At 61.1% G+C, this 26793-nt stretch carries 24 protein-coding genes; 7 read left to right on the top strand and 17 right to left on the bottom strand.

Annotated elements, in window-relative coordinates; genetic code table 11:
* Position 1: 1 nt before the first annotated feature.
* The 4 genes from hisC to AB7M23_RS10935 all read left to right on the top strand — a co-directional run bounded on the left by hisC (position 2) and on the right by AB7M23_RS10935 (position 3392).
* Complete coding sequence (gene hisC, locus AB7M23_RS10920; protein ID WP_065760917.1) at positions 2–1048, top strand: histidinol-phosphate transaminase; 1047 nt, start codon at positions 2–4, stop codon at positions 1046–1048.
* A 119-nt stretch (positions 1049–1167) separates the two neighbouring features.
* The gene (locus AB7M23_RS10925; RefSeq protein WP_454240820.1) at positions 1168–2454 is read left to right on the top strand and encodes a CynX/NimT family MFS transporter; all 1287 of its coding nucleotides are present in this window, start codon (positions 1168–1170) and stop codon (positions 2452–2454) included.
* A 124-nt stretch (positions 2455–2578) separates the two neighbouring features.
* A complete protein-coding gene (locus tag AB7M23_RS10930; protein ID WP_065760915.1) occupies positions 2579–3049 on the top strand; it encodes a nuclear transport factor 2 family protein in 471 nt (156 codons plus the stop codon).
* A gap of 43 nt (positions 3050–3092) precedes the next feature.
* A complete protein-coding gene (locus AB7M23_RS10935) occupies positions 3093–3392 on the top strand; it encodes a GIY-YIG nuclease family protein (protein WP_065760914.1) in 300 nt (99 codons plus the stop codon).
* Here the strand turns inward: AB7M23_RS10935 and yejK are convergent.
* The gene (yejK, locus tag AB7M23_RS10940) at positions 3373–4380 is read right to left on the bottom strand and encodes a nucleoid-associated protein YejK (RefSeq protein WP_065760913.1); all 1008 of its coding nucleotides are present in this window, start codon (positions 4378–4380) and stop codon (positions 3373–3375) included. The genes AB7M23_RS10935 and yejK overlap by 20 nt on opposite strands.
* Positions 4381–4790: 410 nt before the next feature.
* Between yejK and AB7M23_RS10945 the strand changes: the two genes are divergently transcribed.
* Positions 4791–5072 (top strand): HU family DNA-binding protein, encoded by a 282-nt coding sequence (locus tag AB7M23_RS10945; protein ID WP_009398256.1) that lies wholly within the window; start codon positions 4791–4793, stop codon positions 5070–5072.
* A gap of 51 nt (positions 5073–5123) precedes the next feature.
* Here the strand turns inward: AB7M23_RS10945 and rlmF are convergent, their stop codons facing one another.
* The 5 genes from rlmF to AB7M23_RS10970 form a co-directional block, all read right to left on the bottom strand.
* The gene (gene rlmF / locus AB7M23_RS10950; RefSeq protein ID WP_454240821.1) at positions 5124–6086 is read right to left on the bottom strand and encodes a 23S rRNA (adenine(1618)-N(6))-methyltransferase RlmF; all 963 of its coding nucleotides are present in this window, start codon (positions 6084–6086) and stop codon (positions 5124–5126) included.
* A 108-nt stretch (positions 6087–6194) separates the two neighbouring features.
* Positions 6195–9041, bottom strand: coding sequence for a valine--tRNA ligase (locus tag AB7M23_RS10955; RefSeq protein ID WP_065760911.1), 2847 nt, complete (start codon positions 9039–9041; stop codon positions 6195–6197).
* 170 nt (positions 9042–9211) lie between these two features.
* A complete protein-coding gene (locus AB7M23_RS10960) occupies positions 9212–9607 on the bottom strand; it encodes a DNA polymerase III subunit chi (RefSeq protein WP_065760910.1) in 396 nt (131 codons plus the stop codon).
* A gap of 5 nt (positions 9608–9612) precedes the next feature.
* Positions 9613–10041, bottom strand: a complete 429-nt coding sequence (locus tag AB7M23_RS10965) for a DNA polymerase III subunit chi (protein WP_065760909.1) — start codon at positions 10039–10041, stop codon at positions 9613–9615.
* 53 nt (positions 10042–10094) lie between these two features.
* A complete protein-coding gene (locus AB7M23_RS10970) occupies positions 10095–11588 on the bottom strand; it encodes a leucyl aminopeptidase (RefSeq protein WP_330522033.1) in 1494 nt (497 codons plus the stop codon).
* 282 nt (positions 11589–11870) lie between these two features.
* On the opposite strand from AB7M23_RS10970, the gene lptF reads away from it, so the two are divergent.
* Both lptF and lptG read left to right on the top strand, forming a co-directional pair.
* Positions 11871–12986, top strand: coding sequence for an LPS export ABC transporter permease LptF (lptF, locus tag AB7M23_RS10975; RefSeq protein WP_330522034.1), 1116 nt, complete (start codon positions 11871–11873; stop codon positions 12984–12986).
* Positions 12979–14040, top strand: coding sequence for an LPS export ABC transporter permease LptG (lptG, locus tag AB7M23_RS10980; protein WP_065760172.1), 1062 nt, complete (start codon positions 12979–12981; stop codon positions 14038–14040). The genes lptF and lptG overlap by 8 nt, the downstream gene beginning before the upstream one ends.
* A gap of 71 nt (positions 14041–14111) precedes the next feature.
* Here the strand turns inward: lptG and AB7M23_RS10985 are convergent, their stop codons facing one another.
* The 11 genes from AB7M23_RS10985 to arcA all read right to left on the bottom strand — a co-directional run bounded on the left by AB7M23_RS10985 (position 14112) and on the right by arcA (position 26791).
* Complete coding sequence (locus AB7M23_RS10985; RefSeq protein WP_454240822.1) at positions 14112–14609, bottom strand: RDD family protein; 498 nt, start codon at positions 14607–14609, stop codon at positions 14112–14114.
* Between the two features lie 94 nt (positions 14610–14703).
* The gene (locus AB7M23_RS10990; protein WP_065760170.1) at positions 14704–14916 is read right to left on the bottom strand and encodes a cold-shock protein; all 213 of its coding nucleotides are present in this window, start codon (positions 14914–14916) and stop codon (positions 14704–14706) included.
* A 347-nt stretch (positions 14917–15263) separates the two neighbouring features.
* Positions 15264–16388, bottom strand: a complete 1125-nt coding sequence (gene gcvT, locus AB7M23_RS10995) for a glycine cleavage system aminomethyltransferase GcvT (RefSeq protein WP_454240823.1) — start codon at positions 16386–16388, stop codon at positions 15264–15266.
* Between the two features lie 30 nt (positions 16389–16418).
* Positions 16419–17795 carry an L-serine ammonia-lyase gene (locus AB7M23_RS11000; protein ID WP_099773650.1) on the bottom strand — a complete coding sequence of 459 codons (1377 nt, stop codon included), beginning with the start codon at positions 17793–17795 and terminating at the stop codon, positions 16419–16421.
* Positions 17796–17859: 64 nt separating this feature from the next.
* A complete protein-coding gene (gcvP, locus tag AB7M23_RS11005; protein WP_454240824.1) occupies positions 17860–20715 on the bottom strand; it encodes an aminomethyl-transferring glycine dehydrogenase in 2856 nt (951 codons plus the stop codon).
* A 9-nt stretch (positions 20716–20724) separates the two neighbouring features.
* Entirely contained in the window at positions 20725–21108 is a 384-nt protein-coding gene (gene gcvH, locus AB7M23_RS11010) for a glycine cleavage system protein GcvH (protein ID WP_330522038.1), read from the bottom strand.
* 275 nt (positions 21109–21383) lie between these two features.
* Positions 21384–22892, bottom strand: a complete 1509-nt coding sequence (locus AB7M23_RS11015; RefSeq protein ID WP_454240825.1) for a sigma-54-dependent transcriptional regulator — start codon at positions 22890–22892, stop codon at positions 21384–21386.
* 115 nt (positions 22893–23007) lie between these two features.
* Positions 23008–23367: a DUF5064 family protein gene (locus AB7M23_RS11020; RefSeq protein WP_454240826.1), complete on the bottom strand. Its 360-nt coding sequence runs from the start codon at positions 23365–23367 to the stop codon at positions 23008–23010.
* Between the two features lie 52 nt (positions 23368–23419).
* Positions 23420–24349 carry a carbamate kinase gene (arcC, locus tag AB7M23_RS11025; protein WP_065760163.1) on the bottom strand — a complete coding sequence of 310 codons (930 nt, stop codon included), beginning with the start codon at positions 24347–24349 and terminating at the stop codon, positions 23420–23422.
* A 105-nt stretch (positions 24350–24454) separates the two neighbouring features.
* Positions 24455–25465, bottom strand: coding sequence for an ornithine carbamoyltransferase (locus AB7M23_RS11030; protein WP_065760162.1), 1011 nt, complete (start codon positions 25463–25465; stop codon positions 24455–24457).
* A 69-nt stretch (positions 25466–25534) separates the two neighbouring features.
* Positions 25535–26791, bottom strand: coding sequence for an arginine deiminase (arcA, locus tag AB7M23_RS11035; protein WP_065760161.1), 1257 nt, complete (start codon positions 26789–26791; stop codon positions 25535–25537).
* Positions 26792–26793: the final 2 nt, after the last annotated feature.

A 26793-nucleotide genomic window follows, 5' to 3' on the forward strand; every position in this document is an offset into this window, starting at 1 on the left:
CATGAGTAAATTCTGGAGCCCCTTCGTCAAGGACCTGGTGCCTTACGTGCCGGGTGAGCAGCCGAAACTGGCCAAACTGGTGAAGCTCAACACCAACGAGAACCCCTATGGGCCCTCGCCGAAAGCCCTTGAGGCCATGCGCGCCGAGTTGAATGACAACCTGCGTCTGTACCCCGACCCGAACAGCGATCTGCTCAAGCAGGCAGTGGCCGAGTACTACGGTGTGCAGGGTAACCAGGTGTTCCTGGGTAACGGTTCCGATGAAGTGCTGGCGCACATCTTCCACGGCCTGTTCCAGCATGACGCGCCGCTGTTGTTCCCGGACATCAGCTACAGCTTCTATCCGGTTTACTGCGGCCTTTACGGTATTCCGTACGAGGCGGTAGCGCTGGATGAGCAGTTCCAGATTCGCGTCGAGGATTATCAACGAGCGAATGCCGGGATCATCTTCCCGAACCCCAACGCGCCAACTGGCTGCCTGCTGGCCCTGGACGCCATTGAGCAATTGCTCAAGGCCAACCCGGATTCCGTGGTGGTGGTCGACGAGGCCTATATCGACTTCGGTGGGCAAACGGCGATCAGCCTGGTTGACCGTTATCCGAACCTGCTGGTCACCCAGACCCTGTCCAAGTCGCGTTCGCTGGCCGGCTTGCGTGTGGGCCTGGCGGTCGGTCATCCAGACCTGATCGAGGCGCTGGAGCGGATCAAGAACAGCTTCAACTCCTACCCGCTCGACCGCATGGCCATTGTCGGGGCTGCGGCGGCGTTCCAGGACAAGGCTTACTTTGACGAGACCTGCCGCAAGGTTATCGACAGCCGCGAACATTTGGTGGCCGAGCTCACCGCGCGCGGTTTTGAAGTGTTGCCGTCGGCGGCGAACTTTATCTTTGCCCGTCACCCTGAGCAGGATGCAGCCGGCCTGGCTGCCCGTCTGCGTGAACAGGGCGTGATCGTGCGGCACTTCAAACAAGCGCGTATCGCACAGTTCCTGCGGATCACCATCGGTACCCCGGAGCAGAATCAAGCGTTGCTCGACGCGTTGAACTGATATCGGCTGGGCCCTCTCGCCGGCCAGGCTTGCTCTTGCGCATGTGTATTGCACTGGAGCTGGTCTGGCCGGCGATTGCATTTGTACCGCAGTCTAACCCCTTTGCTGGAGCCCGATGGATGAACCCTGAACACGCTGCTGCCCGTGATCGCGAAGCGCGTGGAGCGGAGCTCGACGAATTGCTGATCGACGCTGAAGCTGACGATGAGCAGGTTCAACAACAGCCCGTGGTATTGCAACGCCCTTGGTTGCTGCTTCTGGGGCTGGTGCTGGTGGCCCTGAACCTGCGCCCGGCGTTGTCGAGCATGGCGCCGGTGCTCGGGCAGGTCTCTGAGAGCCTTGGGCTGAGTGCTTCCCAAGCGGGCTTGCTGACCACCTTGCCCGTGCTGTGCCTGGGCCTGTTTGCACCGTTGGCGCCAGTGCTGGCGCGGCGTTTCGGCAGTGAGCGGGTCGTGCTGGGTGTACTCTTGTGCCTGGCGGCCGGTATTTTCCTGCGCAGCGTCCTGGGCAGTTTCGGGGTGTTTGTCGGCAGCATACTGGCCGGCGCCAGCATCGGGGTGATCGGCGTTTTGTTGCCGGGTATCGTCAAGCGTGATTTTGCCAAGCATGCCGGTACGCTCACCGGCGTCTACACCATGGCCCTGTGCCTCGGCGCTGCAGTTGCTGCTGGTGCCACCGTGCCGCTTGGCCGTTACTTTGATGACAGCTGGTCGATGGGGCTGGGTTTCTGGTTGCTGCCAGCGGTCGTTGCGGCGCTGTTCTGGCTGCCTCAGGCACGTCAGGGCCATGCGGCCCATAGCGTCGCCTACCGGGTGCGCGGCGTGTGGCGTGATCCGCTGGCCTGGCAGGTGACCTTGTACATGGGGCTGCAGTCGTCGTTGGCCTACATCGTCTTCGGTTGGCTCCCGTCGGTGCTGATCGGGCGAGGCCTCAGCCCGACCGAGGCAGGCCTGGTGTTGTCCGGTTCGGTCATTGTTCAACTGCTCAGTTCGTTGACCGCGCCTTGGCTGGCCACCCGGGGCAAGGACCAGCGCTTGGCCATTGTGTTGGCCATGCTGATGACGTTGGCGGGGTTGTTCGGTTGTCTTTATGCGCCGCTGAACGGCCTCTGGGGCTGGGCGGTGGTCTTGGGCTTGGGGCAGGGCGGAGCGTTTGCGCTGGCATTGACCCTGATCGTGCTGCGCTCCCGGGATGCCCATGTCGCGGCCAACCTGTCGAGCATGGCGCAAGGGGTGGGTTACACCCTGGCGTCCCTTGGGCCTTTCGCCGTGGGTGTGGTGCATGACCTGACGGGCGGGTGGACGGCTGTGGGGTGGATTTTCGCGGTGCTCGGTGTCAGCGCCATAGTCTTCGGCCTCAAGGCCGGGCGCGCCTTATATGTGAACGCGACCAGCGAGCGGGTCTGATCCGCGCTGGCGGTCAGCGATTGATTTCAGGTGGTGCGCGCTATTCGCCGTGCAAATGTCCGTAGCTTTTCGGCCTTGGCCCGGACTATCGTTCCAGACTCTCTTCTCGGTAATGGATCTGCCCATGAGCGATGCCCACAGTGCCCTGATCACCCGCTTCTATCAGGCCTTTCAGCGGCTGGATGCCGAGGCCATGGTGGCCTGCTACAGCGACGATGTGCTTTTCAGCGACCCGGCCTTCGGCATTTTGCAGGGCAAGGATGCGGGTGATATGTGGCGCATGCTGACGACTCGCGCCAAGGATTTCTCCCTGACGTTCGACAATGTGCGCGCCGATGAGCGCAGCGGTGGCGCTCACTGGGTGGCCACCTACCTGTTCAACCAGACCGGCCGGGTCGTGATCAACGACATACAGGCTCGCTTCGTGTTTCGCGACGGCAAGATCTGTGAGCACCATGACAGTTTCGAAATGTGGCAATGGGCGCGCCAGGCGTTAGGCATGAAAGGTTTGCTGCTGGGGTGGACGCCATGGCTGCAGGGTAAGGTGAGGGCGCAGGCGTTGAAGGGCTTGCGGACGTTTCAGGCTGCCCGCTGAGGCGGTAAGCTGTGAGCCTTGTCGTCTTCTTTACGAATATGCCGTGACCGATAGCCTCTGTGAACCCACCAGCAAACCTTGGTACGTCTACCTGGTGCGCGCCGCCAACGGCTCACTGTACTGCGGTATCAGTGATAACCCGCAACGACGTTTCGAGGCTCATCAGAAGGGGCGGGGCGCTCGCTATTTCAGCACCAGCCCGGCGGTCGCGCTGGTGTATGTCGAGGTGTGGCCGGACAAGGCTGAAGCCCTGCGCCAGGAGCGGCTGGTGAAGAAGCTGCGCAAAAGTGCCAAGGAGGCGTTGGTCGCCTCCTATCTCGCGGTCAGTCCTTGCGACGCTTGAGCTGATCGGTCAGCTGTGTCGGCAAGCCTTTGATGATCAGTGTTCCGGCTTCCTCGTCATATTCGATCTTCGAGCCAAGCAAGTGCGCTTCGAAGCTGATCGACAAGCCTTCGGCTCGACCGGTGAAGCGGCGGAACTGATTCAAGGTGCGCTTGTCGGCAGGGATTTCCGGTGACAGGCCATAGTCCTTGTTGCGGATGTGGTCGTAGAAGGCCTTTGGGCGGTCCTCATCGATCAGGCTGGAGAGTTCTTCCAGGGTTACCGGCTCACCGGCTTTGGTCTGGCTGGTGGCGTAATCGACCAGGGTCTGGGTTTTCTCTCGGGCGGCTTCCTCGGGCAGGTCTTCGCTTTCGACGAAGTCACTGAAGGCCTTGAGCAGGGTGCGGGTTTCGCCGGGGCCGTCCACGCCTTCCTGACAGCCAATGAAGTCGCGGAAGTATTCCGAGACTTTCTTGCCGTTCTTGCCCTTGATGAAGGAAATGTACTGTTTCGAGTTCTGGTTGTTTTGCCACTCGGAAATGTTGATGCGTGCAGCCAGGTGAAGCTGACCCAGGTCCAGATGGCGCGACGGGGTGACGTCGAGCTCGGCGTTAACCGCCACGCCTTCACTGTGGTGCAGCAGGGCGATGGCCAGGTAATCGGTCATGCCTTGCTGGTAGTGGGCAAACAGCACATGGCCACCCACCGAGAGGTTGGACTCTTCCATCAGCTTCTGCAGGTGTTCGACGGCGACACGGCTGAAGGCGGTGAAGGTCGTACCGTTGTCCAGGTACTCCTTGAGCCAGCCACTGAACGGGTGCGCCCCGGATTCGGCATGGAAGAAACCCCAGGCCTTGCCCTGTTTGGCGTTGTAGCTGTCGTTGAGGTCGGCCAGCAGGTTTTCGATGGCGGTCGACTCGCTCAGTTCAGAGTCGCGGGCATGCAGCACGGCTGGGCTGCCATCGGGCTTTTTGTCGATCAGGTGGACGATGCAATGACGGATCGGCATGGGATTCTCGGCTGAAAAAGGGCAGGGCGCTGCCATATTGCAAAGTCGCCCAGTGTAACCCAGACCTGGGGCTGCGCCGTGTCTGGATGTATTGTGAAATGGCCTTTGTTCATTTTTTGTTCGATTTTTTGCGTTTTTTGGCGCAAACCCCCGAAAAACCTGAACATTTGCCTTGCTTGAGGCGGATATTTATTCGCCTCTGTGGTAGCTTTGCCCCCGTCTTGCGCCCCCCTATGTGGCGCATCGCTGGCAGACCGCTCGTGTCACATCGAACCAAACGTCATTTTGCGTATCTACATACGCGATTGGTGTGGCTGTAACACCGAGCCGCCGGGCATTTGCAGGCCTGGCCCGATAGCTGACGCGGCACTCTGCAAACCAACTGAATTTGATAGGGAAGGAACACCACCATGGCATTGACCAAAGACCAACTGATCGCCGATATCGCTGAAGCTATCGACGCGCCAAAAACCACCGCGCGTAACGCTCTGGAGCAACTGGGCCAGATCGTTGCTGATCAACTGGAAAATGGCAGCGAAATCACTCTGCCAGGTATTGGCAAACTGAAAATCACCGAGCGTCCTGCCCGTACCGGCCGTAACCCATCGACTGGCGCTGCCATCGAAATCGCGGCCAAGAAAGTTGTCAAGTTCGTTCCAGCCAAAGTGCTGACCGACGCTGTCAACAAGTAAGTCGTAAGCTGTTCCTGAAGCCGCGCCTGATGTTTGTCTGGCGCGGCTTTTTCATGCCTGTCGTTCGGCCCAGCGTTGCTGGCGCCATTGTTGCCGGGCGGCTGCGTCCTTGAAGGTCCAGGCCACCAGACGGCTTTGCTTCTGCCCTTGCCCCATCTCGACGACGCGATGCTCGAGAGCGCCCGCCTTGTTCAGGGCCGCCTGAATGCCAGGCAGGTTGGAGGCTTTGGAGACCAGGCTGGTGAACCACAGCACCTGTTGACCCATCGCCGCGCTTTCGGCCACCAGTTGGCTGACGAAACGTATCTCGCCACCCTCGCACCACAGTTCATTGTTTTGCCCGCCAAAGTTGAGCACAGGCAGTTTGCGCTTGGGGTCGGCCTTGCCCAGCGCCCGCCATTTGCGCTGGCTGCCACGGGTGGCTTCGTCGCGCGAGGCATGGAAGGGCGGGTTGCACAGGGTCAGGTCAAAGCGGTCTTCAGCGCTGAGCAGGCCGAGCAGGATGTGTTTGCGGTTGCTCTGCAGGCGAAGGCCAATGGCCTTGCCCAGCCCATTGGCCTGGACGATGGCCTTGGCCGAGGCCAGTGCGACGGCATCGATGTCCGAGCCTACGAAGCGCCAGCGGTAATCGCTATAGCCGAGCAGCGGGTAGATGCAGTTGGCGCCCACACCGATGTCCAGCGCCTGGATTTTCGCCCCGCGAGGAATTTCGCCGGCGTTGTCGTCGGCCAACAGGTCGGCCAGTGCGTGCAGGTAGTCGGCGCGTCCGGGGATGGGCGGGCACAGGTAGTCTGCCGGTATGTCCCAGTGCTGGATGCCGTACTGGGCCTTGAGCAGGGCCCGGTTGAAGACCCTTACGGCCTCGGGGTCGGCAAAATCAATGCTGGGTTTGCCGTACGGGTTCGTGATCAGGAAACGGCCCAGTTCCGGGCTGCTTTTGATCAGTTGGGGAAAGTCATAGCGGCCCTGATGGCGATTGCGCGGGTGCAGGGTCGGTTTGTTGGGTGTGCTCATGAGGGGGTCCTGTGGAACGCATCGCGGGCAAGCTCGCTCCCACACGGTTGGTTGTCAACCTGTAGAAGCGGGCTTGCCCGCGATGGCGTTACGGCGGCGTACTAGCGGTTACAGGCTGGCAATCCGCGCATGCTGCTCGGTGAAGTTGGCCAAGGCCTGCTCGGCTTCAGCCAGCTTGGCGCGCTCCTTGTCGATGACGGCAGGTGGCGCCTTGTCAACGAACGCTGCGTTGGACAGCTTGCCGCCCACGCGCTGGACTTCGCCTTGCAGGCGCTGGATTTCCTTGTTCAGGCGCGCCAGCTCGGCATCCTTGTCGATCAGGCCGGCCATAGGAACCAGTACCTGCAGATCGCCTACCAGTGCGGTAGCGCTCAGCGGTGCTTCGTCCTGCTCGCCCAGCACGGTGAAGGATTCGATCTTCGCCAGCTTCTTGAGCAGCGCTTCGTTTTCCTGCAGGCGGCGCTGGTCTTCGCTGCTGGCGTTCTTCAGGAACAGTTGCAGTGGTTTGCCCGGGCCGATGTTCATTTCGCCACGGATGTTACGCACGCCGAGCATCAGTTCCTTCAGCCACTCGATGTCGCCTTCGGCAGCCGTATCGATGCGGCTGTCGTTGGCCACTGGCCAAGGCTGCAGCATGATCGTCTTGCCTTCTGCACCGACCAGCGGCGCCAGGCGCTGCCAGATTTCCTCGGTGATGAATGGCATGAATGGGTGAGCCAGGCGCAGCGCGACTTCCAGTACCCGTACCAGGGTGCGACGGGTGCCGCGCGCGCGCTCGACAGGCGCGTTTTCGTCCCACAGCACAGGCTTGGACAGCTCCAGGTACCAGTCGCAGTACTGGTTCCAGATGAACTCGTACAGCGCTTGAGCTGCCAGGTCGAAACGGAACTGCTCCAACTGACGGGTCACTTCGGCTTCGGTGCGCTGCAGCTGCGAGATGATCCAGCGATCAGCCAGCGACAGTTCGTAGGCTTCGCCGTTCTGGCCGCAGTCTTCGCCCTTGTCCAGCACGTAGCGGGCGGCGTTCCAGATCTTGTTGCAGAAGTTGCGGTAGCCTTCGACGCGGCCCATGTCGAACTTGATGTCGCGGCCAGTGGACGCCAGCGAGCAGAAGGTAAAGCGCAGGGCATCGGTGCCGTAGCTGGCAATACCTTCCGGGAACTCGGCACGGGTCTGCTTGGCGATCTTCTCGGCCAGTTTTGGCTGCATCATGCCGCTGGTGCGTTTTTCCAGCAGGGCATCGAGGGTGATGCCGTCGACGATGTCCAGCGGGTCAAGGACGTTGCCCTTGGACTTGGACATCTTCTGGCCCTGGCCATCGCGCACCAGGCCGTGGACGTAAACGGTCTTGAACGGTACCTGCGGGGTGCCATCCTCGTTCTTCACCAGGTGCATGGTCAGCATGATCATCCGGGCAACCCAGAAGAAAATGATGTCGAAACCGGTGACCAGCACGTCGGTGGAGTGGAACTTCTTCAGGAATTCGGTCTGCTCTGGCCAGCCGAGGGTCGAGAAGGTCCACAGGCCCGAGCTGAACCAGGTGTCGAGTACGTCGTTGTCCTGGTTCAGGACAACCTCGGCGCCCAGGTTGTGCTTGCTGCGCACTTCCTCTTCGCTGCGCCCGACATAGACCTTGCCGGCTTCGTCGTACCAGGCTGGAATGCGGTGGCCCCACCACAGCTGGCGGCTGATGCACCAGTCCTGAATGTCACGCATCCAGGAGAAGTACATGTTTTCGTACTGCTTCGGTACGAACTGGATACGGCCATCTTCGACGGCGGCAATGGCCGGCTCGGCCAGGGGCTTGGTCGATACGTACCACTGGTCGGTCAGCCACGGCTCGATGACGGTGCCGGAGCGGTCGCCCTTCGGTACTTTCAGGGCGTGGTCGTCAACGCTGACCAGCAGGCCTGCGGCTTCAAAATCGGCGACGATCTGCTTGCGCGCGACGAAACGGTCGAGGTTGGCGTAGCGGGCAGGCAGGGTGGCATCGATGGATTCGTTGACGCTGCCGTCGAGGTTGAATACCTGGGCTGCCGGCAGCACCATGGCGTTCTTGTCGAAGATGTTCAGCAGTGGCAGGTTGTGACGCTTGCCGACTTCATAGTCGTTGAAGTCGTGTGCCGGGGTGATCTTCACACAGCCGGTACCGAATTCCGGGTCGCAGTAGTCATCGGCGATGATCGGAATGCGGCGGCCAACCAGTGGCAGCTCGACGAACTTGCCGATCAGGGCCTGGTAGCGCTCATCGTTCGGGTTAACGGCTACGGCGGCGTCGCCCAGCATGGTTTCCGGACGGGTAGTGGCAACGACCAGGTAATCCTTGCCTTCAGCGGTTTTCGCGCCGTCGGCCAGCGGGTAGCGCAGGTTCCACAGGTGACCTTTCTCGTCGTGGTTTTCCACTTCAAGGTCGGAGATTGCGGTGTGCAGCTTGGTGTCCCAGTTGACCAGGCGCTTGCCGCGGTAGATCAGGCCGTCTTCGTGCAGGCGCACGAAGGCTTCCTTGACCGCTTCGGACAGGCCGTCGTCCATGGTGAAGCGCTCGCGGCTCCAGTCTACCGAGGAGCCCAGGCGGCGGATCTGGCGGCTGATGTTGCCACCGGACTGGTCTTTCCATTCCCAGACCTTTTCCAGGAACTTTTCCCGGCCCAGGTCGTGGCGGCTCTGGCCCTTGGCTTCCAGTTGACGCTCCACCAGCATCTGCGTGGCGATACCGGCATGGTCGGTGCCTGGCTGCCACAGGGTATCGCGGCCCTGCATGCGGCGGAAACGGATCAGGGCGTCCATGATCGCGTTGTTGAAGCCGTGACCCATATGCAGGCTGCCGGTGACATTCGGCGGCGGAATCATGATGGTGTACGGCTCGCCCGCACCTTGCGGGGCGAAGTAATTCTCGGACTCCCAGGTCTGGTACCAGGAAGTTTCAATAGCGTGCGGCTGGTAGGTCTTATCCATGCGCGGCGGGACCCTATGGCGTTTATTCGGGAAAGCCGAGAAGTATAACGGGGAATAGGCGCTGGGGCGTAGCCTGAGGTGATGGCAGGAGGCAGAAAACGTCGTTTCACCCATTGCGGGCACGACCGGTATGGCGATCGCAGAGCAATGCGGGCCAACGGCCCGCGGATTTACTCTGGCAACTGGTTCAGCAAACGCTCAAGACGCGCATCCAGCCGACGCTTGATCTCGGTTTCGATGTGCGGGGCGAAGTCATCGATCACGTCCTGCATGATCAGCTGTGCGGCAGCACGTAACTCAACGTCCAGGTGCAGGAGGGTATCCTGTCTCCTGGCCTGAGGGTCAGGTGCTTCCTGTGCCGGTGGCTGAGCGCTTGGCACTTCAGCTTCAAGCGTTGGCACAACCGGTTCGATGGCCTCTTCAAGCAGCAGTGGAATCTGCTCGTTGTGGTCCACGGTTTCGGTCAGCAAGGGTGGTTGCAGGGTATCGTCGCCGAGCAGTTGGCGGATCGACTCAAGGTCATCCAGCAAGTGCGCGGACTTGGAGTGGGGCGTGGGTTTGTCCATCGTCGTCAGAGTCGCTGTAAGCGGTGATCTTGCAGAGCATAGCCCTGTTGTCGGTAGAAACGGAAACTCTCCCGTGTCGCCTGGCGAATCGCGGGGTCTTCGACCACGATTTCAGCGATGCGGGCAAAACGGTCAGCGAAGCCTGGCACCTTCAGGTCGAGGTTGATCAGCAGGTCCTGATGGCTGCCGGGCGTGTCGCCCAGGCCCAATACCACAGTGGCCTCGGGGTCGTCTTCGGCATTGCTGTGCGGTACGAATGCCTCGCCCTTGAAGCGCCAGAGCAGTTCGTCCAGCTCGTCGCGTTGGGTGCTGTCGCTGCAATTGAGGTAGACCTGGTGGCCGAGGCGCCAGGCTTTCTCGCACAATTTGCAGGCGAACACCAGCCGCGCCGAAAGGGCCGGGCTTGGGAGGATGTAGAAATCGACTTGGCTCATGGTGTGCAGTGCCCGCCGGCTGCGCGTATGCGGCGCAGCCGGGCAGGGCGGCCTCAGCCGTTGGCGCGATCGAGCAGGTACTGGGTCAGCAATGGAACCGGGCGACCTGTAGCGCCCTTGTCCTTGCCGCCACTGACCCAGGCGGTACCGGCGATGTCCAGGTGCGCCCACTCATAGGCCTTGGCAAAGCGCGACAGGAAGCAGCCCGCCGTGATGGTGCCGGCCTTTGGTCCGCCAATGTTGGCGATGTCGGCGAACGGGCTGTCGAGCTGTTCCTGGTACTCGTCGAACAGTGGCAACTGCCAGGCACGGTCATCGGCGCGTTTGCCTGCTTCGAGCAGTTGCGCGACCAAGGCGTCATTGTTGCCCATCAGGCCCGAGGTATGGCTACCCAGGGCAACGATGCAGGCGCCGGTCAGGGTGGCGATATCGATCACTGCCTGCGGCTTGAAACGCTCGGCGTAGGTCAGGGTGTCGCACAGCACCAGGCGGCCTTCGGCGTCGGTGTTGAGGATCTCGACGGTTTGCCCGCTCATGGTCGTGACAATGTCGCCCGGACGGGTGGCGCCGCCGCTTGGCATGTTCTCGGCGCAGGCCAGCAGGCAGACCAGGTTGATGGGCAGTTGCAGTTCGAGCACGGCATGCAGGGTGCCGAAGACGCTGGCAGCACCGCACATGTCGTACTTCATTTCATCCATGCCGGCGCCAGGCTTGAGGCTGATACCACCGGTATCGAAGGTAATGCCCTTGCCCACCAGTACGAACGGCTTCTCGCTTTTCTTGCCGCCCTGGTAGTTGAGCACGATCAGTCGCGGTGGCTGGTCGCTGCCTTGGCCAACGGCGACAAAGGCCCCCATGCCCAGTTCCTTGAGCTTCTTCTCGTCGTGGATTTCGACCTTGAGGTTCTTGTGAGCCTTGCCCAGTGCCTTGGCTTCGTCCGCCAGAAAGCTTGGGTGGCACAGGTTGGGTGGCAGGTTGCCAAGGTCACGGGTATAGCTCATGCCGCTGGCAATCGCACTGGCGTGCTTGACCGCGCGCTCGGTTTCGGCCTGGGTGGCCTTGTCGGTGAGCAGGGTGATTTTCTTCAGTGCACGAGGCTCGGCTTTCTTGCTCTTGAAGCGGTCGAAGACATATTCGCCGTCGAGCAGGGTTTCGGCTAGCAGGCGGGTTTTTTCGTAAGGGGCATCACGGCCAGTGACCGCCACATCGTCCAGCGCCAGCACGGCATCGCTGCCGCCCAGGCCCTTGAGCACGTTCAGTACGCTGGAAACGACTTTGCGCCAGCTGCGATCACCCAGTTCGGCGTCTTTGCCGGTGCCGACCAGCAACAGGCGCTCGGCCTTCAGGCCAGGCAGGCTTTGCAGCAGCAGCGTCTGGCCCACCTTGCCGGCCAGGTCGCCGCGCTTGAGCAGTGCGCTCAGGGCGCCGTCGGTCGCGTCGTCGATGCCTTTGGCGGTGGTGCCGAGTTTGCGGCCTTCACCGACAGCCAGTACCAGGGTGGCGGTCTTCAACGATGCTGCGGCTACACTTTTTACAACCAATTCCATGTCAGGGTCCCCAATGATCGGTCTGTGCGCTGTCTGTGCAGGCGCTTGGAGCGGCCTGGCGGCGCATCTGCGTGCCAGTGATAAAGCCGCCAGTTTGAGCCTGCTGCGCCCAGCCTGACAACCCCGAGATGACGCTTTGCGTACGCCAAGTGACAGGCACGGCCAATCACAGGATAATGCGCCAACTTTTTTGCCGGTTTCACGTCTGCAGCGTGCATCCGGTGCGACTGCTACGTTTCCCTTGTTCGGCTGTTTGAGCCTGACAACCCAGGAGTGTCTGGTTTGATCGTCTTTCGTTATCTGTCTCGCGAGGTCATGCTGACCTTGAGTGCCGTCAGCGCCGTGCTGCTGGTTATCATCATGAGCGGGCGCTTCATCAAGTACCTGGCTCAGGCCGCACAGGGCCTGCTCGACCCGAGCGTATTGTTCATGATCATGGGGTTCCGCTTGCCGGGTTTCCTGCAACTGATCCTGCCGCTGGGCCTGTTTCTGGGCATTTTGCTGGCATACGGCCGGCTCTACCTGGAAAGCGAGATGACCGTGCTCGCCGCCACCGGGATGAGCCAGCAGCGCCTGCTGGCGATGACCATGGCACCGGCCTTGCTGGTGGCCTTGCTGGTGGCCTGGTTGAGCCTGGGCCTTGCGCCTCAGGGCGTTGCGCGGGTGGCACAGATCATCAATGAACAGGACGCCTTGACCGAGTTCGACACCTTGGTTCCGGGACGCTTCCAGACCCTGCGTGACGGTTCACGTGTTACCTATAGCGAGCAGCTATCCGATAACCGTGAGAATCTGGGCGGGGTGTTCATTTCCGAGAAACGCGTCTCCCAGGACAAGAGCAAGGACCGCGGTCCTTCTGTGCTGGTGGCCGAGAAGGGGCGTCAGGAAGTGCAGGCGGATGGCAATCGTTACCTGATCCTGGAAAACGGCTACCGCTATGACGGTAATCCGGGGCAGGCCGATTACCGCATCATCAAGTACGACACCTACGGGGTGTTGTTGCCCAAGCCGGAAGTCAGCGAGGAAGTGACTGATCGGGAAGCAATCCCGACGTCGAAGTTGCTGGGTGCCAAGACCCTGCGCGAGCGCTCCGAGTTGCAATGGCGGATTTCGTTGCCATTGCTGGTGTTTGTCGTGACCGTGCTGGCCGTGCCGCTGTCGCGCGTCAATCCGCGGCAAGGACGTTTCCTCAAGCTGCTGCCGGCGATTCTTTTGTATATGGCGTATCTGACAATGTTGATCGCTGCGCGTGGTGCCCTGGAAAAAGGCAAGCTGCCGATCGCCTTGGGGCTTTGGTGGGTGCATGGCTTGTTCCTGCTCATCGGCCTTGGGTTGATGTACTGGGAGCCGTTGAAGCTCAAGCGTGCTGCCCGCCGTGCGGAGGTGGCCCGTGGTTAAACTCGACCGTTACATCGGCAAGAGTGTGTTCCTGGCAATTATTGCCGTATTGGGGATCATTCTCGGCCTGGCCTCGCTGTTTGCCTACATTGATGAAATGAGCGACATCAGCAACACCTATACCCTGATGGATGCGGCTAGTTTTGTGCTGTTGACCGCGCCGCGTCGGCTCTACGACATGCTGCCGATGGCAGCACTGATCGGTTGCCTGATCGGTCTCGGCAGCTTGGCCAGCAGCAGTGAGCTGACCATCATGCGCGCGGCTGGCGTGTCTATTGGCCGTATCGTCTGGGCAGTCATGAAGCCGATGCTGGTGCTGATGCTGGTCGGCGTGCTGATTGGTGAGTACCTGGCCCCGGTCACCGAAAACAAGGCCCAGGCCGAGCGCTCCCTGGCGCAGGGCGGTGGTGAGGCGCAGTCTTCCAAGCGCGGTATGTGGCATCGTCAGGGTGATGAGTTTGTCCACATCAACAGCGTTCAGCCCAACGGCCTTTTGTATGGCGTAACGCGCTACCGCTTCGACAGCGAGCGCCGCATGCTGACGTCCAGCTTTGCGCGCAAGGCCCAGTATCAGAACGATCACTGGTTGCTCAGTGGCGTCACCACCACGCACTTCCGCGGCGACAGCACTGAAGTGCTCAAGAGCCCCGAGGAGCGTTGGGATGTGGCGGTTACCCCTGAGTTGTTGAATACGGTAGTCGTTGCCCCGGACTCGCTCTCTATTTCCGGGTTGTGGGACTACATTCACTACCTGTCCGACCAGGGCTTGAACAACGCTCGCTACTGGTTGGCGTTCTGGACCAAGGTGATGCAGCCGATTGTGACGGCGGCGCTGGTGCTCATGGCGGTGTCGTTCATCTTTGGCCCGTTGCGTTCGGTGACCTTGGGGCAGCGGGTGTTTACCGGCGTGCTGGTGGGGTTCACCTTCCGGATTGCCCAGGATCTGCTGGGGCCGTCCAGCCAGGTGTTCGGTTTCCCGCCATTGTTGGCGGTGCTGATTCCGGCAGGTATCTGCACGTTGACAGGGGTATGGCTGTTGCGCAGGGCCGGTTAAGCCGTAACGCGCATGAAAAAGCCGACCCTGGGGTCGGCTTTTTCATGGGCGACTGATCACGGTTTCAGCGCTCAGGCCTTTTCCTTGTCCTTCTTGGGGATGCGCACCAGCTGACTGTCGGAATACATGTCATGCCAGCTGCGCTTTTGTTTGTCGATCAATACCCAGAAGAAACCCAGGCCCAGGCACAGCCAGGAGGCGATGGAGACAACAAAGCGCAACAGTGCCTGCCACAGGCCGATGGCGCTGCCATCTGCGTTTTGTACGCGAATCCCCCAGACCTGCATCCCCAAGGTCTGTCCACCGTGGGTCCAGAATTTGGCGAAGAAGCCAAACAGCATGAACACCAGAATGGTCGACAGCAGCGGGTCGGTGTCCAGGGCGCCAGCATCGGTCAGTTCGCGCATCCGCGCCTCGCCGATGAAGGCCATCATGATCATCTTGTAGACCAGGGTGGTGACCATCAGCAGCGCTGTACACAGCAGGAAATCGTAGAACATTGCCGCAAGGCGACGCCCCAGGCCGACGGCTGGGAAATCGCCCTGAGGCTTCAACAGGTGCTTGGGCATACAAGAAGCCCTCCTTGCGCAAAACGCCCATTCTACGGAATAACAGGCACAAAAAAGCCCCTGCTGTTGCCAGCAGGGGCTTTTTATCGGGAAATCAATTTTCCGCGATAACTTCGTCAGCCTGCATGCCTTTTTGGCCCTGCACGGCGATGAAGGTAACTTTCTGGCCTTCTTTCAGGCTCTTGAAGCCGTTGCCCTGAATAGCGCGGAAGTGTACGAACAGATCCGGACCGCTTTCTGGAGTGATGAAACCAAAACCTTTTTCGTCGTTAAACCACTTGACGGTACCGCTCTGACGAGTCGACATAGCTTATTTCCTTTGGAACTTAGAATTAGTAACAGCTTCTTTCAAATGAAAGAGTACTGGGCTGGGTTGCAGGAAAGTAAGAGACGTCGAACGGGTTGTAGCAAATCTCAGAGCTACTGCCCAGGTCACGAACCATAGCGACCCATGCAAACACAGTGAACAGACAATACGCTAACTTTGAAGACAAAAACAAGCCCTGAAAAGCGCCGGATTTTGACCTTTTTAGCCGCTGCTTGGGCGATTTTTTCTGGTGCATTCCAAGCGGTTTTTCGGCTGTGTTCACATGTTGTGAAACGCGTTCGGTTACGAAAATCTCGAACGCGTTTCGTCACGCTTCTGGGCGGGTATCAGCCGCGGTAGTAGCGTTGGGCAACAAAAGGCATCTTGCTGACTTTCATCGCTACGCGTTTGCCACGCACGATGGCCCACACAGGGGTATCCAGAGCGGCATGTGCAGTGTCCAGGTAGCCCATGGCTACAGGGGCGCTCAGGCTCGGGCCGAACCCACCGCTGCAGACACGGCCAATGACGCTGCCGGCTTCATCGACAATCTCGGCGTCCTCACGGACAGGTGTGCGCTCTTGGGGCAGCAGGCCGACCCGCTTGCGTGCAACACCGTCTTGCTGCTGAGCGAAGATCTGCTCGGCACCCGGGAAGCCGCCCGCACGCGCGCCATCGGCACGGCGTACTTTGGAGATGGCCCAGAGCAGGCTGGCCTCGATGGGGGTGGTTTGCGCGTTCATGTCGTGGCCATACAGGCACAGGCCGGCTTCCAGGCGCAGTGAGTCGCGCGCACCCAGGCCGATCGGCGCCACTTCCGGCTCAGCCAGCAGGCGACGTGCCAGGGCGTCGGCATTGGCCGCCGGTACGGAAATTTCAAAGCCGTCTTCACCGGTATAGCCGGATCGGCTGACGTAGCAGTCCACACCCAGCAACTGCACGCTGGTGAACTGCATGAAGGTCATGCCCGCGACTTCGGGAGCCAGACGCTCGAGTACCTTGACTGCCGCCGGGCCCTGCAGGGCCAGCAGGGCGCGTTCCTCAAACAGGGGCTGGATTTCGCACTGGTTGCCGATGTGCTGGCGCAGGTGCGCCAAGTCCTGCTCCTTGCAGGCCGCATTGACCACCAGGAACAAGGTGTCGTTGCCCAGGTTGGCGACCATCAGGTCGTCGAGGATACCGCCCTGTTCGTTGGTGAACATGGCGTAGCGCTGCATGCCTACCGGCAAGTCGATGATGTCCACCGGCACAAGGCTTTCCAGTGCCTTGGCGGCTTCACTGCCCGTCAGGCGGATCTGGCCCATGTGCGAGACATCGAACAACCCGGCCTGTTCACGGCTGTGCAGGTGCTCTTTCATCACCCCCATTGGGTACTGCACGGGCATGTCGTAGCCAGCGAAGGGCACCATGCGTGCGCCCAGTTCCAGGTGCAGGGCATGCAGTGGGGTGGTGTGCAGTGTTTCGGTGGACATTGATGACTCCTTGGGACTTGAGAAGGGGTGTCAGCATTCGATGATGTTGACGGCCAGACCGCCGCGGGCGGTCTCCTTGTATTTGCTTTTCATGTCGGCGCCGGTCTGGCGCATGGTGCGGATAACTTTGTCGAGCGAGACGAAATGCTGCCCGTCGCCACGCAAGGCCATGCGTACCGCATTGATCGCCTTGACCGAGCCCATGGCATTGCGTTCGATGCATGGCACCTGAACCAGCCCGCCGATGGGGTCACAGGTCAGGCCGAGGTTGTGTTCCATGCCGATTTCGGCGGCGTTCTCGACTTGCTGCACACTGCCGCCCATCACTTCGCAGAGGGCACCGGCGGCCATCGAGCAGGCCACACCGACCTCGCCCTGGCAGCCGACTTCGGCGCCGGAGATCGACGCGTTTTCCTTGTAGAGAATGCCAATGGCTGCGGCGGTGAGCAGAAACCGCACAACGCCGTCTTCGTTGGCACCCGGGATAAAGCGCATGTAGTAGTGCAGCACTGCTGGAACGATGCCGGCGGCACCGTTGGTCGGTGCGGTAACCACGCGTCCGCCAAAGGCGTTTTCCTCGTTGACCGCCAGTGCATAGAGGTTGACCCAGTCGAGCACCGAGAGCGCATCACGCAGGTTCGCTTCCGGGTGCTGGCACAATTGGCGGTACAGCGCGGCGGCCCGGCGCTTGACCTTGAGCCCACCCGGCAGGATGCCTTCATTGCGACAGCCAGCGGCCACGCAGTCCTGCATCACCTGCCAGATTCGCAGCAGGCCACTGCGGGTTTCGCTTTCCGGGCGCCAGGCGGCCTCGTTGGCCAGCATGACCTGGCTGATCGAGAGGTTCTGTGTGGTGCAATGGCTGAGCAGTTCCTTGGCAGTCTTGAACGGCAATGGCAGCACCGTGCGGTCCTCGACGATGCGGTCGGCCCCGGCTGCATCGTCGTCCACGACAAAGCCGCCACCGACCGAGTAGTACTCGCGGCTGCGAATTTGCAACCCGGCAGCGTCGAAGGCGCGGAAGATCATGCCGTTGGGATGGTAAGGCAGCGGTTTGCGAATCATCGCCAGGTGCTGCTTTTCAATGAACGCGATGCTGTGTTCGCCTAGCAGTTTCAGCTGTCCGCTGCTGCGGATGGCCTGCAAGCGAGCAGGAATGGTTTCGGTATCGACGTTGTCGGGATGCTCGCCTTCCAGGCCGAGCAAAACCGCCTTGTCGCTGCCGTGGCCCTTGCCGGTGGCGCCGAGCGAGCCGTGCAGTTCGACTTTGACGCTGGCGGTGGCGCCCAGCAGGTGATCGCGGCGTAACCCTTCGGCGAAGCGCGCAGCGGCACGCATCGGGCCGACGGTGTGGGAACTGGAGGGGCCGATGCCAATCTTGAACAGGTCGAAGACGCTTAGTGACATGGTCGTGCCCTCAGGGGTGGGACGGTTGCAGGAGCCGGTTGTGCCGGCTCCTGCCGTTCAGGCATCAGGCGTCCTGATAGCTCTCGATCGACGGGCAAGCGCAGACCAGGTTACGGTCGCCGAACACGTTGTCGACCCGGCCAACCGGCGGCCAGTACTTGGCTTCGATCAGCGTTGGCAGTGGGTACACCGCCTGTTCGCGGCTGTAGCCATGTGCCCATTCACCCACCAGTTCGGCTGCCGTGTGTGGCGCGTTCTTCAGCGGGTTGTCGTCCTTGTCCAGGCTGCCATTTTCTACCGCGCGGATCTCTTCGCGGATGCAGATCATCGCGTTGCAGAAGCGGTCCAGTTCTTCCTTGGACTCACTCTCGGTAGGCTCGATCATCAACGTGCCGGCTACCGGGAAGGACATGGTCGGTGCGTGGAAGCCGAAGTCGATCAGGCGCTTGGCCACATCGTCAACGCTGATACCGCTGCTGTCCTTGAGTGGGCGCAGGTCGAGGATGCATTCATGGGCAACCAGGCCATTGCTGCCGGTGTACAACACAGGATAGTGCTCTTCCAGGCGACGGGCGATGTAGTTGGCGTTGAGGATCGCCATCTGCGAGGCGCGCTTGAGGCCGGCACCACCCATCATGCGAATGTACATCCAGGTGATTGGCAAAATGCTCGCGCTGCCGAACGGTGCGGCACAGACCGCGCCGTCCTTGCGTGCCATGTGCCCGTGGCCTGGCAGGAACGGTGCCAGGTGGGCCTTGACGCCAATCGGACCAACGCCGGGGCCGCCACCGCCGTGCGGGATGCAGAAGGTCTTGTGCAGGTTCAGGTGCGACACGTCGCCACCGAACTTGCCAGGGGCGCACAGGCCGACCATCGCGTTCATGTTGGCGCCGTCGATGTACACCTGGCCGCCGTTGTCATGAATGATTGCGCAGATCTCGCCAATGGCTTCCTCGAACACGCCATGGGTCGACGGGTACGTGATCATCAGGGCGGCGAGGTGTTCGCGGTGCTCGATGGCCTTGGCGCGCAGGTCGTCGATATCGACGTTGCCGCGGGCGTCACAGGCAGTGACGACCACGCGCATACCGGCCATGTGCGCAGTGGCTGGGTTGGTACCGTGGGCCGACGACGGGATCAGGCAGATGTCACGACGATCGTCGCCACGGCTCTGGTGGTAGGCGCGAATGGCCAACAGGCCAGCGTACTCGCCCTGAGAGCCGGCGTTAGGCTGCAGCGATACTGCGTCGTAACCGGTGGCGGCGCAGAGCATGGCCTCCAGCTCGTCAGTCAGTTGCTGGTAACCCTGGCTTTGTTCGGCCGGGGCAAAGGGGTGCAGGTTGCCGAACTCTGCCCAGGTGATCGGAATCATTTCGCTGGCAGCGTTGAGCTTCATGGTGCAGGAGCCCAGCGGAATCATGGTGCGGTCCAGCGCCAGGTCCTTGTCGGCCAGCTTGCGCAGGTAACGCATCAGCTCGGTTTCGCTGTGGTAGCGGTTGAACACCGGGTGCTCGAGGATCGCTGACTGGCGCAGCAGTGCTGTTGGCAGGCGCGATTCGACGCGGGCTGCCAGTGCCGCGAAGTCTGGCAGTGCCTGGCCGTTGGCAAACAGTGCCCAGAGTGTTTCAACATCGGCCTGACGGCTGGTTTCATCCAGCGACAGGCCCAGGCGCTGGGCGTCGATCTGGCGCAGGTTCAGCTGTTGGGCGCGTGCGCGCTCATGCAGCGCAGCGGTGTTGCTGCCGGTGGCCAGGGTGAGGGTGTCGAAGAAGCTCTGTGGCTCGACGGTGACGCCCAGTGCCTGCAAGCCGGCAGCGAGGATGGCGGTCAGCTGGTGGGTGCGCTCGGCGATCTGCTTCAGGCCTTGCGGGCCATGATAGACCGCGTACATGCTGGCGATGTTGGCCAGCAGTACCTGAGCAGTGCAGATGTTGCTGGTGGCCTTCTCGCGGCGAATGTGCTGCTCGCGGGTTTGCATGGCCAGGCGCAGTGCTGTCTTGCCGAAGCGATCGATGGACACACCGACCAAGCGGCCTGGCATGTCGCGCTTGAAGGCGTCGCGGGTGGAGAAGTAGGCGGCGTGCGGGCCGCCGAAGCCCAGCGGAACACCAAAGCGCTGGGCGCTGCCGATGGCCACGTCGGCACCGAATTCGCCTGGTGGCGTCAGCAAGGTCAGGGCCAGCAGGTCAGCGGCGACCGCGACCAGGGCATTGGCGGCGTGGAAGCGTTCGGTCAGCTCGCGGTAGTCGAAGACCTCACCGTTGCTGGCCGGGTACTGCAGCAGGGCGCCGAAGAACGCGCTGACGTCGCTGAGCTCGCGCTCGTCGCCAACCACCACGTCGATACCCAGCGGTTCGGCGCGGGTGCGCAGTACGTCGAGGGTTTGTGGGTGGCAATGCACGGAGGCGAAGAAGGCATGGCTGCCTTTGTTCTTGCTCAGGCGCTTGCAGAAGGTCATGGCTTCGGCAGCAGCGGTGGCTTCGTCGAGCAACGAGGCGTTGGCAATCGGCAGGCCGGTCAGGTCGCTGATCAGGGTCTGGAAGTTCAGCAGGGCTTCCAGGCGGCCTTGGGAAATTTCGGGTTGGTACGGGGTGTAGGCGGTGTACCAGGCCGGGTTTTCCAGCAGGTTGCGCAGGATCGGCGCAGGGGTATGGCAGTTGTAGTAGCCCTGGCCAATAAAGGTCTTGAACAGTTGGTTCTTGCTGGCGATGGCCTTGAGTGCTGCCAGTGCGTCTGCTTCGCTCTGGCCGGCGCCAGCATCGAGCACGCTGGTGCCCTTGATGCTGTCGGGAATCACGCTGGCGCTCATGGCGTCCAGCGAATCAAAGCCCAGGGTGGCAAGCATGCTCTGCTCGTCGCTCTGGCGTGGGCCGATGTGCCGGGCGATGAATTCGTTGGCAGTGCCGAGGTTGATAGTCATGGCGGCTCCTCAGGCGTCGGCGCTGGCTTTGATCAGGCGGTCGTAGGCGTCCTGGTCGAGCAGTTGCTCGACGGCGCTGGCATCGGCCGGGATGAAGCGGAAGAACCAGCCTGCGCCGAGTGGGTCTTCGTTGACCAGCTCAGGGCTGTCTTCCAGGCCGTCGTTGACGGCAACGACTTCGCCGTCGAGTGGCATGTAGACACCACTGGCGGCCTTGACCGACTCGACGGTAGACGCTTCGGCGCCTTTTTCGTAGTGCTGCAGTTCCGGCAGTTGCACATAGACCACATCGCCCAGCGCGTTCTGGGCGAACGCGGTGATGCCAACCGTGACGCTGCCGTCAGCTTCGACACGCAGCCATTCGTGATCTTCGGTAAAACGCAACTCGCTCATGGGAATTCCTCGGGGGACACGGTGACGGGCCGGTTACGCAACCAGGCCTAGGACTGGTAACTCCTTAGCAATTTTGTGGCCACTTCTATAATTTCCTTTTAAATCAATGACTTATGATTTTTCATGAATGCGGGATGACACGGCTGTAGCGAAATCGCTACAGCCGGGGTGCGAGAAAAAAGCTCAAAGGGATCAAAACCTTGCGTTGTAGCGCAAAAACCGTACTGTATCGAAATCGTTACGCCGTAGCGTTTTCAGTACGCTGAATGTCGCTTTCAGTGCTTTCCGGGGATGCCGTACTTGCGCAGGCGATGGGCGATGGCCGTGTGCGAGGTCTGCAGGCGGTTGGCCAACTGCCGGGTGGAAGGGTAGGTGGCATAGAGTTTTTCCAGCAGGCTGCGTTCGAAGTCTTCCACGGCCTGTTCCAGGCTGGTCACTTCACCATCCTGTTCGCGGGCCACAGACGTGCCGGCGATGTCCAGGTCGCCGATGTCCACCAGGCTGCTTTCGCAGATCGCGGCGGCGCGGAAGATCACGTTCTGCAATTGCCGCACGTTGCCAGGCCAGTGGTTGCTGAGCAGGGCAGGGTACGTTCCGGGGGCCAGACGGCAGAGCGGACGCTGGATCTGGGTGCAGGCCTGTTGCATGAAATAGCGGGCCAGCAACAGGATGTCCTGGCCGCGCTCGCGCAGTGGTGGTACTTGCAGGTTCAGCACGTTCAGGCGGTAGAACAGGTCCTCGCGAAAGGTACCCTCGGCGACCATTTTCTCCAGGTTGCGGTGGGTGGCGCTGAGGATCCGCACGTTGACCTTGACCTCACGGTCGCCGCCCACCCGGCGAAAGCTGCCATCGTTGAGAAACCGCAGCAGCTTGGCTTGCAGGTAGGGCGACATTTCGCCGATCTCGTCGAGAAACACCGTGCCCTGGTTGGCCAGTTCCATTAGCCCCGGTTTGCCGCCACGCTGCGCACCTGTGAAGGCCCCGGGGGCATAGCCGAACAGTTCGCTCTCGGCAAGGTTCTCTGGCAGGGCTGCACAGTTCAGGGCCAGGAACGGTGCGGTGTGTCGGCTGCTGATGGCATGGCAGGCGCGGGCCACCAGTTCTTTGCCGGTACCGGTTTCGCCATGGATCAGCAGCGGTGCGTCCAGGGTGGCGACCCGCAGTGCGCGGGCCTTGAGTGTACGTATCGGCGGTGAGTCTCCGAGCAGCGCATCGAAGCCTTCGGCGTGGTCGTGATGCAGGGCCGACAGGCGCTCACCGATGCGGTTGGGTTGGTACAGGGTCAGCAAGGCACCGGCATTGGTGATCGGGGTGGCGTCGAGTAGCAGGCTCTGGCCGTTGAGGACCATTTCACGCATGGGCAAGCGAAAACCGTTTTCGAGCAAGGCATCGAGCAGGCCGGGGTCGCCGAAAAACTCCCCCACTGAGCGCCCCGCCGGCTCCTGGCCGCAGAGCGCAATCAGCGCCGGATTTGCCAGCAGGACTGTACCTGCACTGTCCAGTGCCAGCACTGGGTCGCTCATTGCCGCCAGCAGTGCATCCAGTTGCAAGTGCCGACGCTGGCCGGGGAGGATGTCGACGACCTTCACCGTTTGCACGCCGCGTACATTGAGCAGGGCGTCGTGCAACTCCTCGAGTACATCGGGGCTCAAGGTCGGCGCATCGATGTAGACGTTGGGCGGCACCATCTCCACGGCGTCCAGGTTCAGATGACGGGCACCGAGCAGGGCCAGGACTTCCTGGGTGATACCGACGCGGTCGATGAAGCTGACGTGGATGCGCATGGGGCGTTAACGGGTCTGTACTGCCGGGGGAGGCTAGTATGCCTTGCGCCTGCGATACGGTCGAATCGCTGGCAGGTGTGTGCCCGTTACCACGCTGGCGATGAGGCCCTGACGGCTAGCCGAGATGTTCCGGTTTGATCGGGTCTCCGGGTTTTACGTCGAGCTGTCGGCGCACGTCTTCGAACACCTGGTCGTAGTAACTGTGCATTGAGCCGATGCCTGCGGTTTTGGGCATGCCGTATTGTTGGGCGATGCGTGTTGCATGGCGGGCAAAATCGAAAGCCTGATCCTTGGGCAGGAAGAAGTCTTCCTTGAGGGTATTGCCCTCGATCGTACCGTGAAGGGTAAAGAGCATGCCTTTACCTTCCTTGGGGTCGTGCGTGACTTCATAGTCAAGACACAGGTTGTAGCTGTAGTCATCCTTGTTCAGCGCATGGCGCTCGAAATGCAAATGACCGGGTTCAAACTTGGCCATGGTGTGCTCCTTTGGGGTTAGAACTGACGGGCGCGCACGCCCGTCACACGGGTCAAAGGTAGCGGATACCGGCTGTGGCCGTGCTGACGCGAGTGCCTGCAGTACCTTTGACGATGTCTTCAATGTCGGCCAACGATCCGATGACCGCCACTTTGCCGGTGTTGCGTGCAAAATCGCAAGCTGCCTGCACCTTTGGTCCCATAGAGCCGGCGGCAAAACCGAGTTTTTCCAGTTCGTCCGGGTGCGCCTGGGCGATGGCTTTCTGGGTCGGCTTGCCGTAGTCGATGAACGCCGCACTCACATCCGTAGCAATCACCAACAGGTCCGCTTCCAGTTGTTCAGCCAACAGGGCCGAGCACAGGTCCTTGTCGATCACGGCCTCGATACCCTGGAGCTTGCCGTTGGCATCGTACATCGTTGGGATGCCGCCTCCACCGGCACAGATCACGATACTGCTCTTTTCCAACAGCCATTTGATCGGGCGAATTTCAAAGATGCGCTTGGGTTTTGGGCTGGCGACCACGCGCCGGTACTTGTCGCCGTCCGGGGCGATGGCCCAGCCTTTCTCCTTGGCCAGGCGCTCGGCGTCTTCCTTACTGTAGACCGGGCCGATCGGTTTGCTCGGATGCTTGAACGCCGGGTCATTGGCATCAACTTCGACCTGGGTAAGCAAGGTGGCGAAGGGCACTTCGAAATCCAGCAGGTTGCCCAGTTCCTGTTCGATCATGTAACCGATCATGCCCTCGGTTTCGGCCCCGAGCACATCCAGCGGGTAGGGGGAAACCGACGTATAAGCCGCCGCCTGCAGCGACAGCAGGCCCACTTGCGGGCCATTACCGTGAGCGATGACCAACTGGTTGCCGGGGTGAACCTTGGCGATCTGTTCGGTGGCAATCCGGATATTGGTGCGCTGGTTGTCCGCAGTCATTGGTTCGCCACGGCGCAGCAGAGCGTTACCGCCCAATGCAATAACGATACGCATGGTGATGTCCTTTTAGCGAAAGGGGAGGAAGCACGTTGGCTGTTTGGCAACCGTCACGTGTGGGGGCAGGCAACGCTGCTCCCACACGTGCTTCAGGACGAGGACCTACAGGTCTGCCAGGGTCGACACCAGGATTGCCTTGATGGTGTGCATACGGTTTTCCGCTTGCTCAAAGGCAATACAGGCTGGCGACTCGAAGACGTCGTCGGTCACTTCGATGCCGTTTGCCAGGTGCGGGTACTGCTCGGCGATCTGCTTGCCGACCTTGGTGTCGGCGTTGTGGAAAGCCGGCAGGCAATGCATGAACTTGGTCCGAGGGTTGCCAGTGGCTTTCATCAGTTCGGCGTTGACCTGATACGGCAGCAGTTGCTGGATGCGTTCGCCCCAGGCTTCGACGGGCTCACCCATGGACACCCAGACGTCGGTATGGACAAAGTCGACGCCCTTGACCGCCGCTTTCGGGTCTTCGGTGAGGGTGATACGTGCACCACTTTCTTCGGCGAATTTCTTGCAGCGAGCCACCAGGTCATCATGTGGCCACAGGGCTTTGGGCGCGGCAATGCGCACATCCATGCCCAGTTTGGCGCCGATCAACAGCAGCGAGTTGCCCATGTTGTTGCGGGCATCGCCCAGGTAGGCGTAGCTGATGTCGTGCAGCGGTTTGTCGCTGTTCTCACGCATGGTCAGTACGTCGGCGATCATCTGGGTCGGGTGATACTCGTCGGTCAGGCCGTTGAACACCGGTACGCCAGCGTACTTGGCCAGTTCTTCGACGATCTCCTGCTTGAAGCCACGGTACTCGATGGCATCGTACATGCGCCCGAGCACGCGGGCGGTGTCCTTCATGCTTTCCTTGTGGCCGATCTGCGAGGAGTTGGGGTCGATGTAGGTCACGTTGGCGCCCTGGTCGTAGGCGGCCACTTCAAAGGCGCAGCGCGTGCGGGTCGAGGTTTTCTCGAAGATAAGCGCGATGTTGTTGCCTTTGAGGTGCTGCTGTTCGGTGCCGGTGTACTTGGCGCGCTTCAGGTCGCGTGACAGGTCAAGCAGGTAACGCAACTCGCGTGTGGTGTGGTGTTCCAGGCTCAGCAGGTTACGGTTGTGGATGTTGAACGCCATGATGATTCTCCTTGGATTCGGTGATCGGCCCGGCCAACGCCGGGTAGGCGTGGCCGGGGTGATGGTCGTTTAGTAATCGATCGGGTCACGTACGATTGGGCAGGTCATGCAGTGGCCGCCGCCACGGCCACGGCCCAATTCGCCAGCGCTGATGGTGATGACTTCGACACCGGCCTTGCGCAGCAGGGTGTTGGTGTAGGTGTTACGGTCATAGCCAATGACCACACCAGGCTCCAGGGCCACCACGTTGTTGCCGTCGTCCCACTGTTCGCGCTCGGCAGCGAAGCTGTTGCCACCGGTTTCCACAACGCGCAGTGCTTTCAGGTTCAAGGACTCGGCTACGACATCAAGGAAGGATTTGTTCTCCCGTCGTACGTCCAGGCCGTAGCTGTTCTTGCTGTCCGGACGGATGATGAACGGGATGATTTCCTTGACCACTTCCGGGAAGACCGTGACCAGGTCGCGGTCGCAGAAGCTGAACACAGTGTCCAGGTGCATCGCCGCACGGGATTTCGGCAGGCCGGCAACCACGATTTTCTCTGCGGCGCCCTTGGCGAACAGCGATTGCGCGAGTTGGCCGATGGCTTGGCGCGACGTACGCTCACCCATGCCGATGAGAACCACGCCGTTGCCGATCGGCATCACATCGCCGCCTTCCAGCGTTGCCTGGCCATGGTCCTTGTCCGGGTCGCCGTACCAGATTTCAAAGTCGGCGTTGATAAACTCCGGGTGGAACTTGTAGATGGCGGTGGTCAGCAAGGTTTCCTGGCGTCGGGCCGGCCAGTACATCGGGTTCAGTGTCACCCCGCCGTAGATCCAGCAGGTGGTGTCCCGGGTGAACTGGGTATTGGGCAGCGGTGGCAGCAGGAAGCTGGAGTGGCCGAGGTAGTCGCGGTACATCTTGATGACGCTGGCGCCTTCACTTTCTGGCAGGTCTTCACCGGCCACGCCGCCGATCAGGAATTCGGCCAGCTTGCGGGGCTCCAGGCTTTCCAGCCAGCCGCGCACTTCATTGGTCAGGCCGACGCCGACGGTGTCCGGGGTGATCTTGCGGTCGAGAATCCACTTCAGTGCTTCGGGGTTCTGAATGGTTTCGGTCAACAGGTTGTGCATTTCCAGCACTTCAACACCGCGCTCACGCATCTTGGTGACGAAGTCGAAGTGATCACGCTTGGCCTGGTTGACCCAGATGACGTCATCGAACAGCAACTCGTCGCAGTTGCTCGGCGTCAGGCGCTGATGCGCCAGGCCGGGGGAGCAAACCATCACTTTGCGCAGTTTGCCGGCTTCGGAATGTACGCCGTACTTAACTTTTTCCGTGGACATGG

Source organism: Pseudomonas sp. HLS-6 TE3448 (assembly GCF_053629555.1).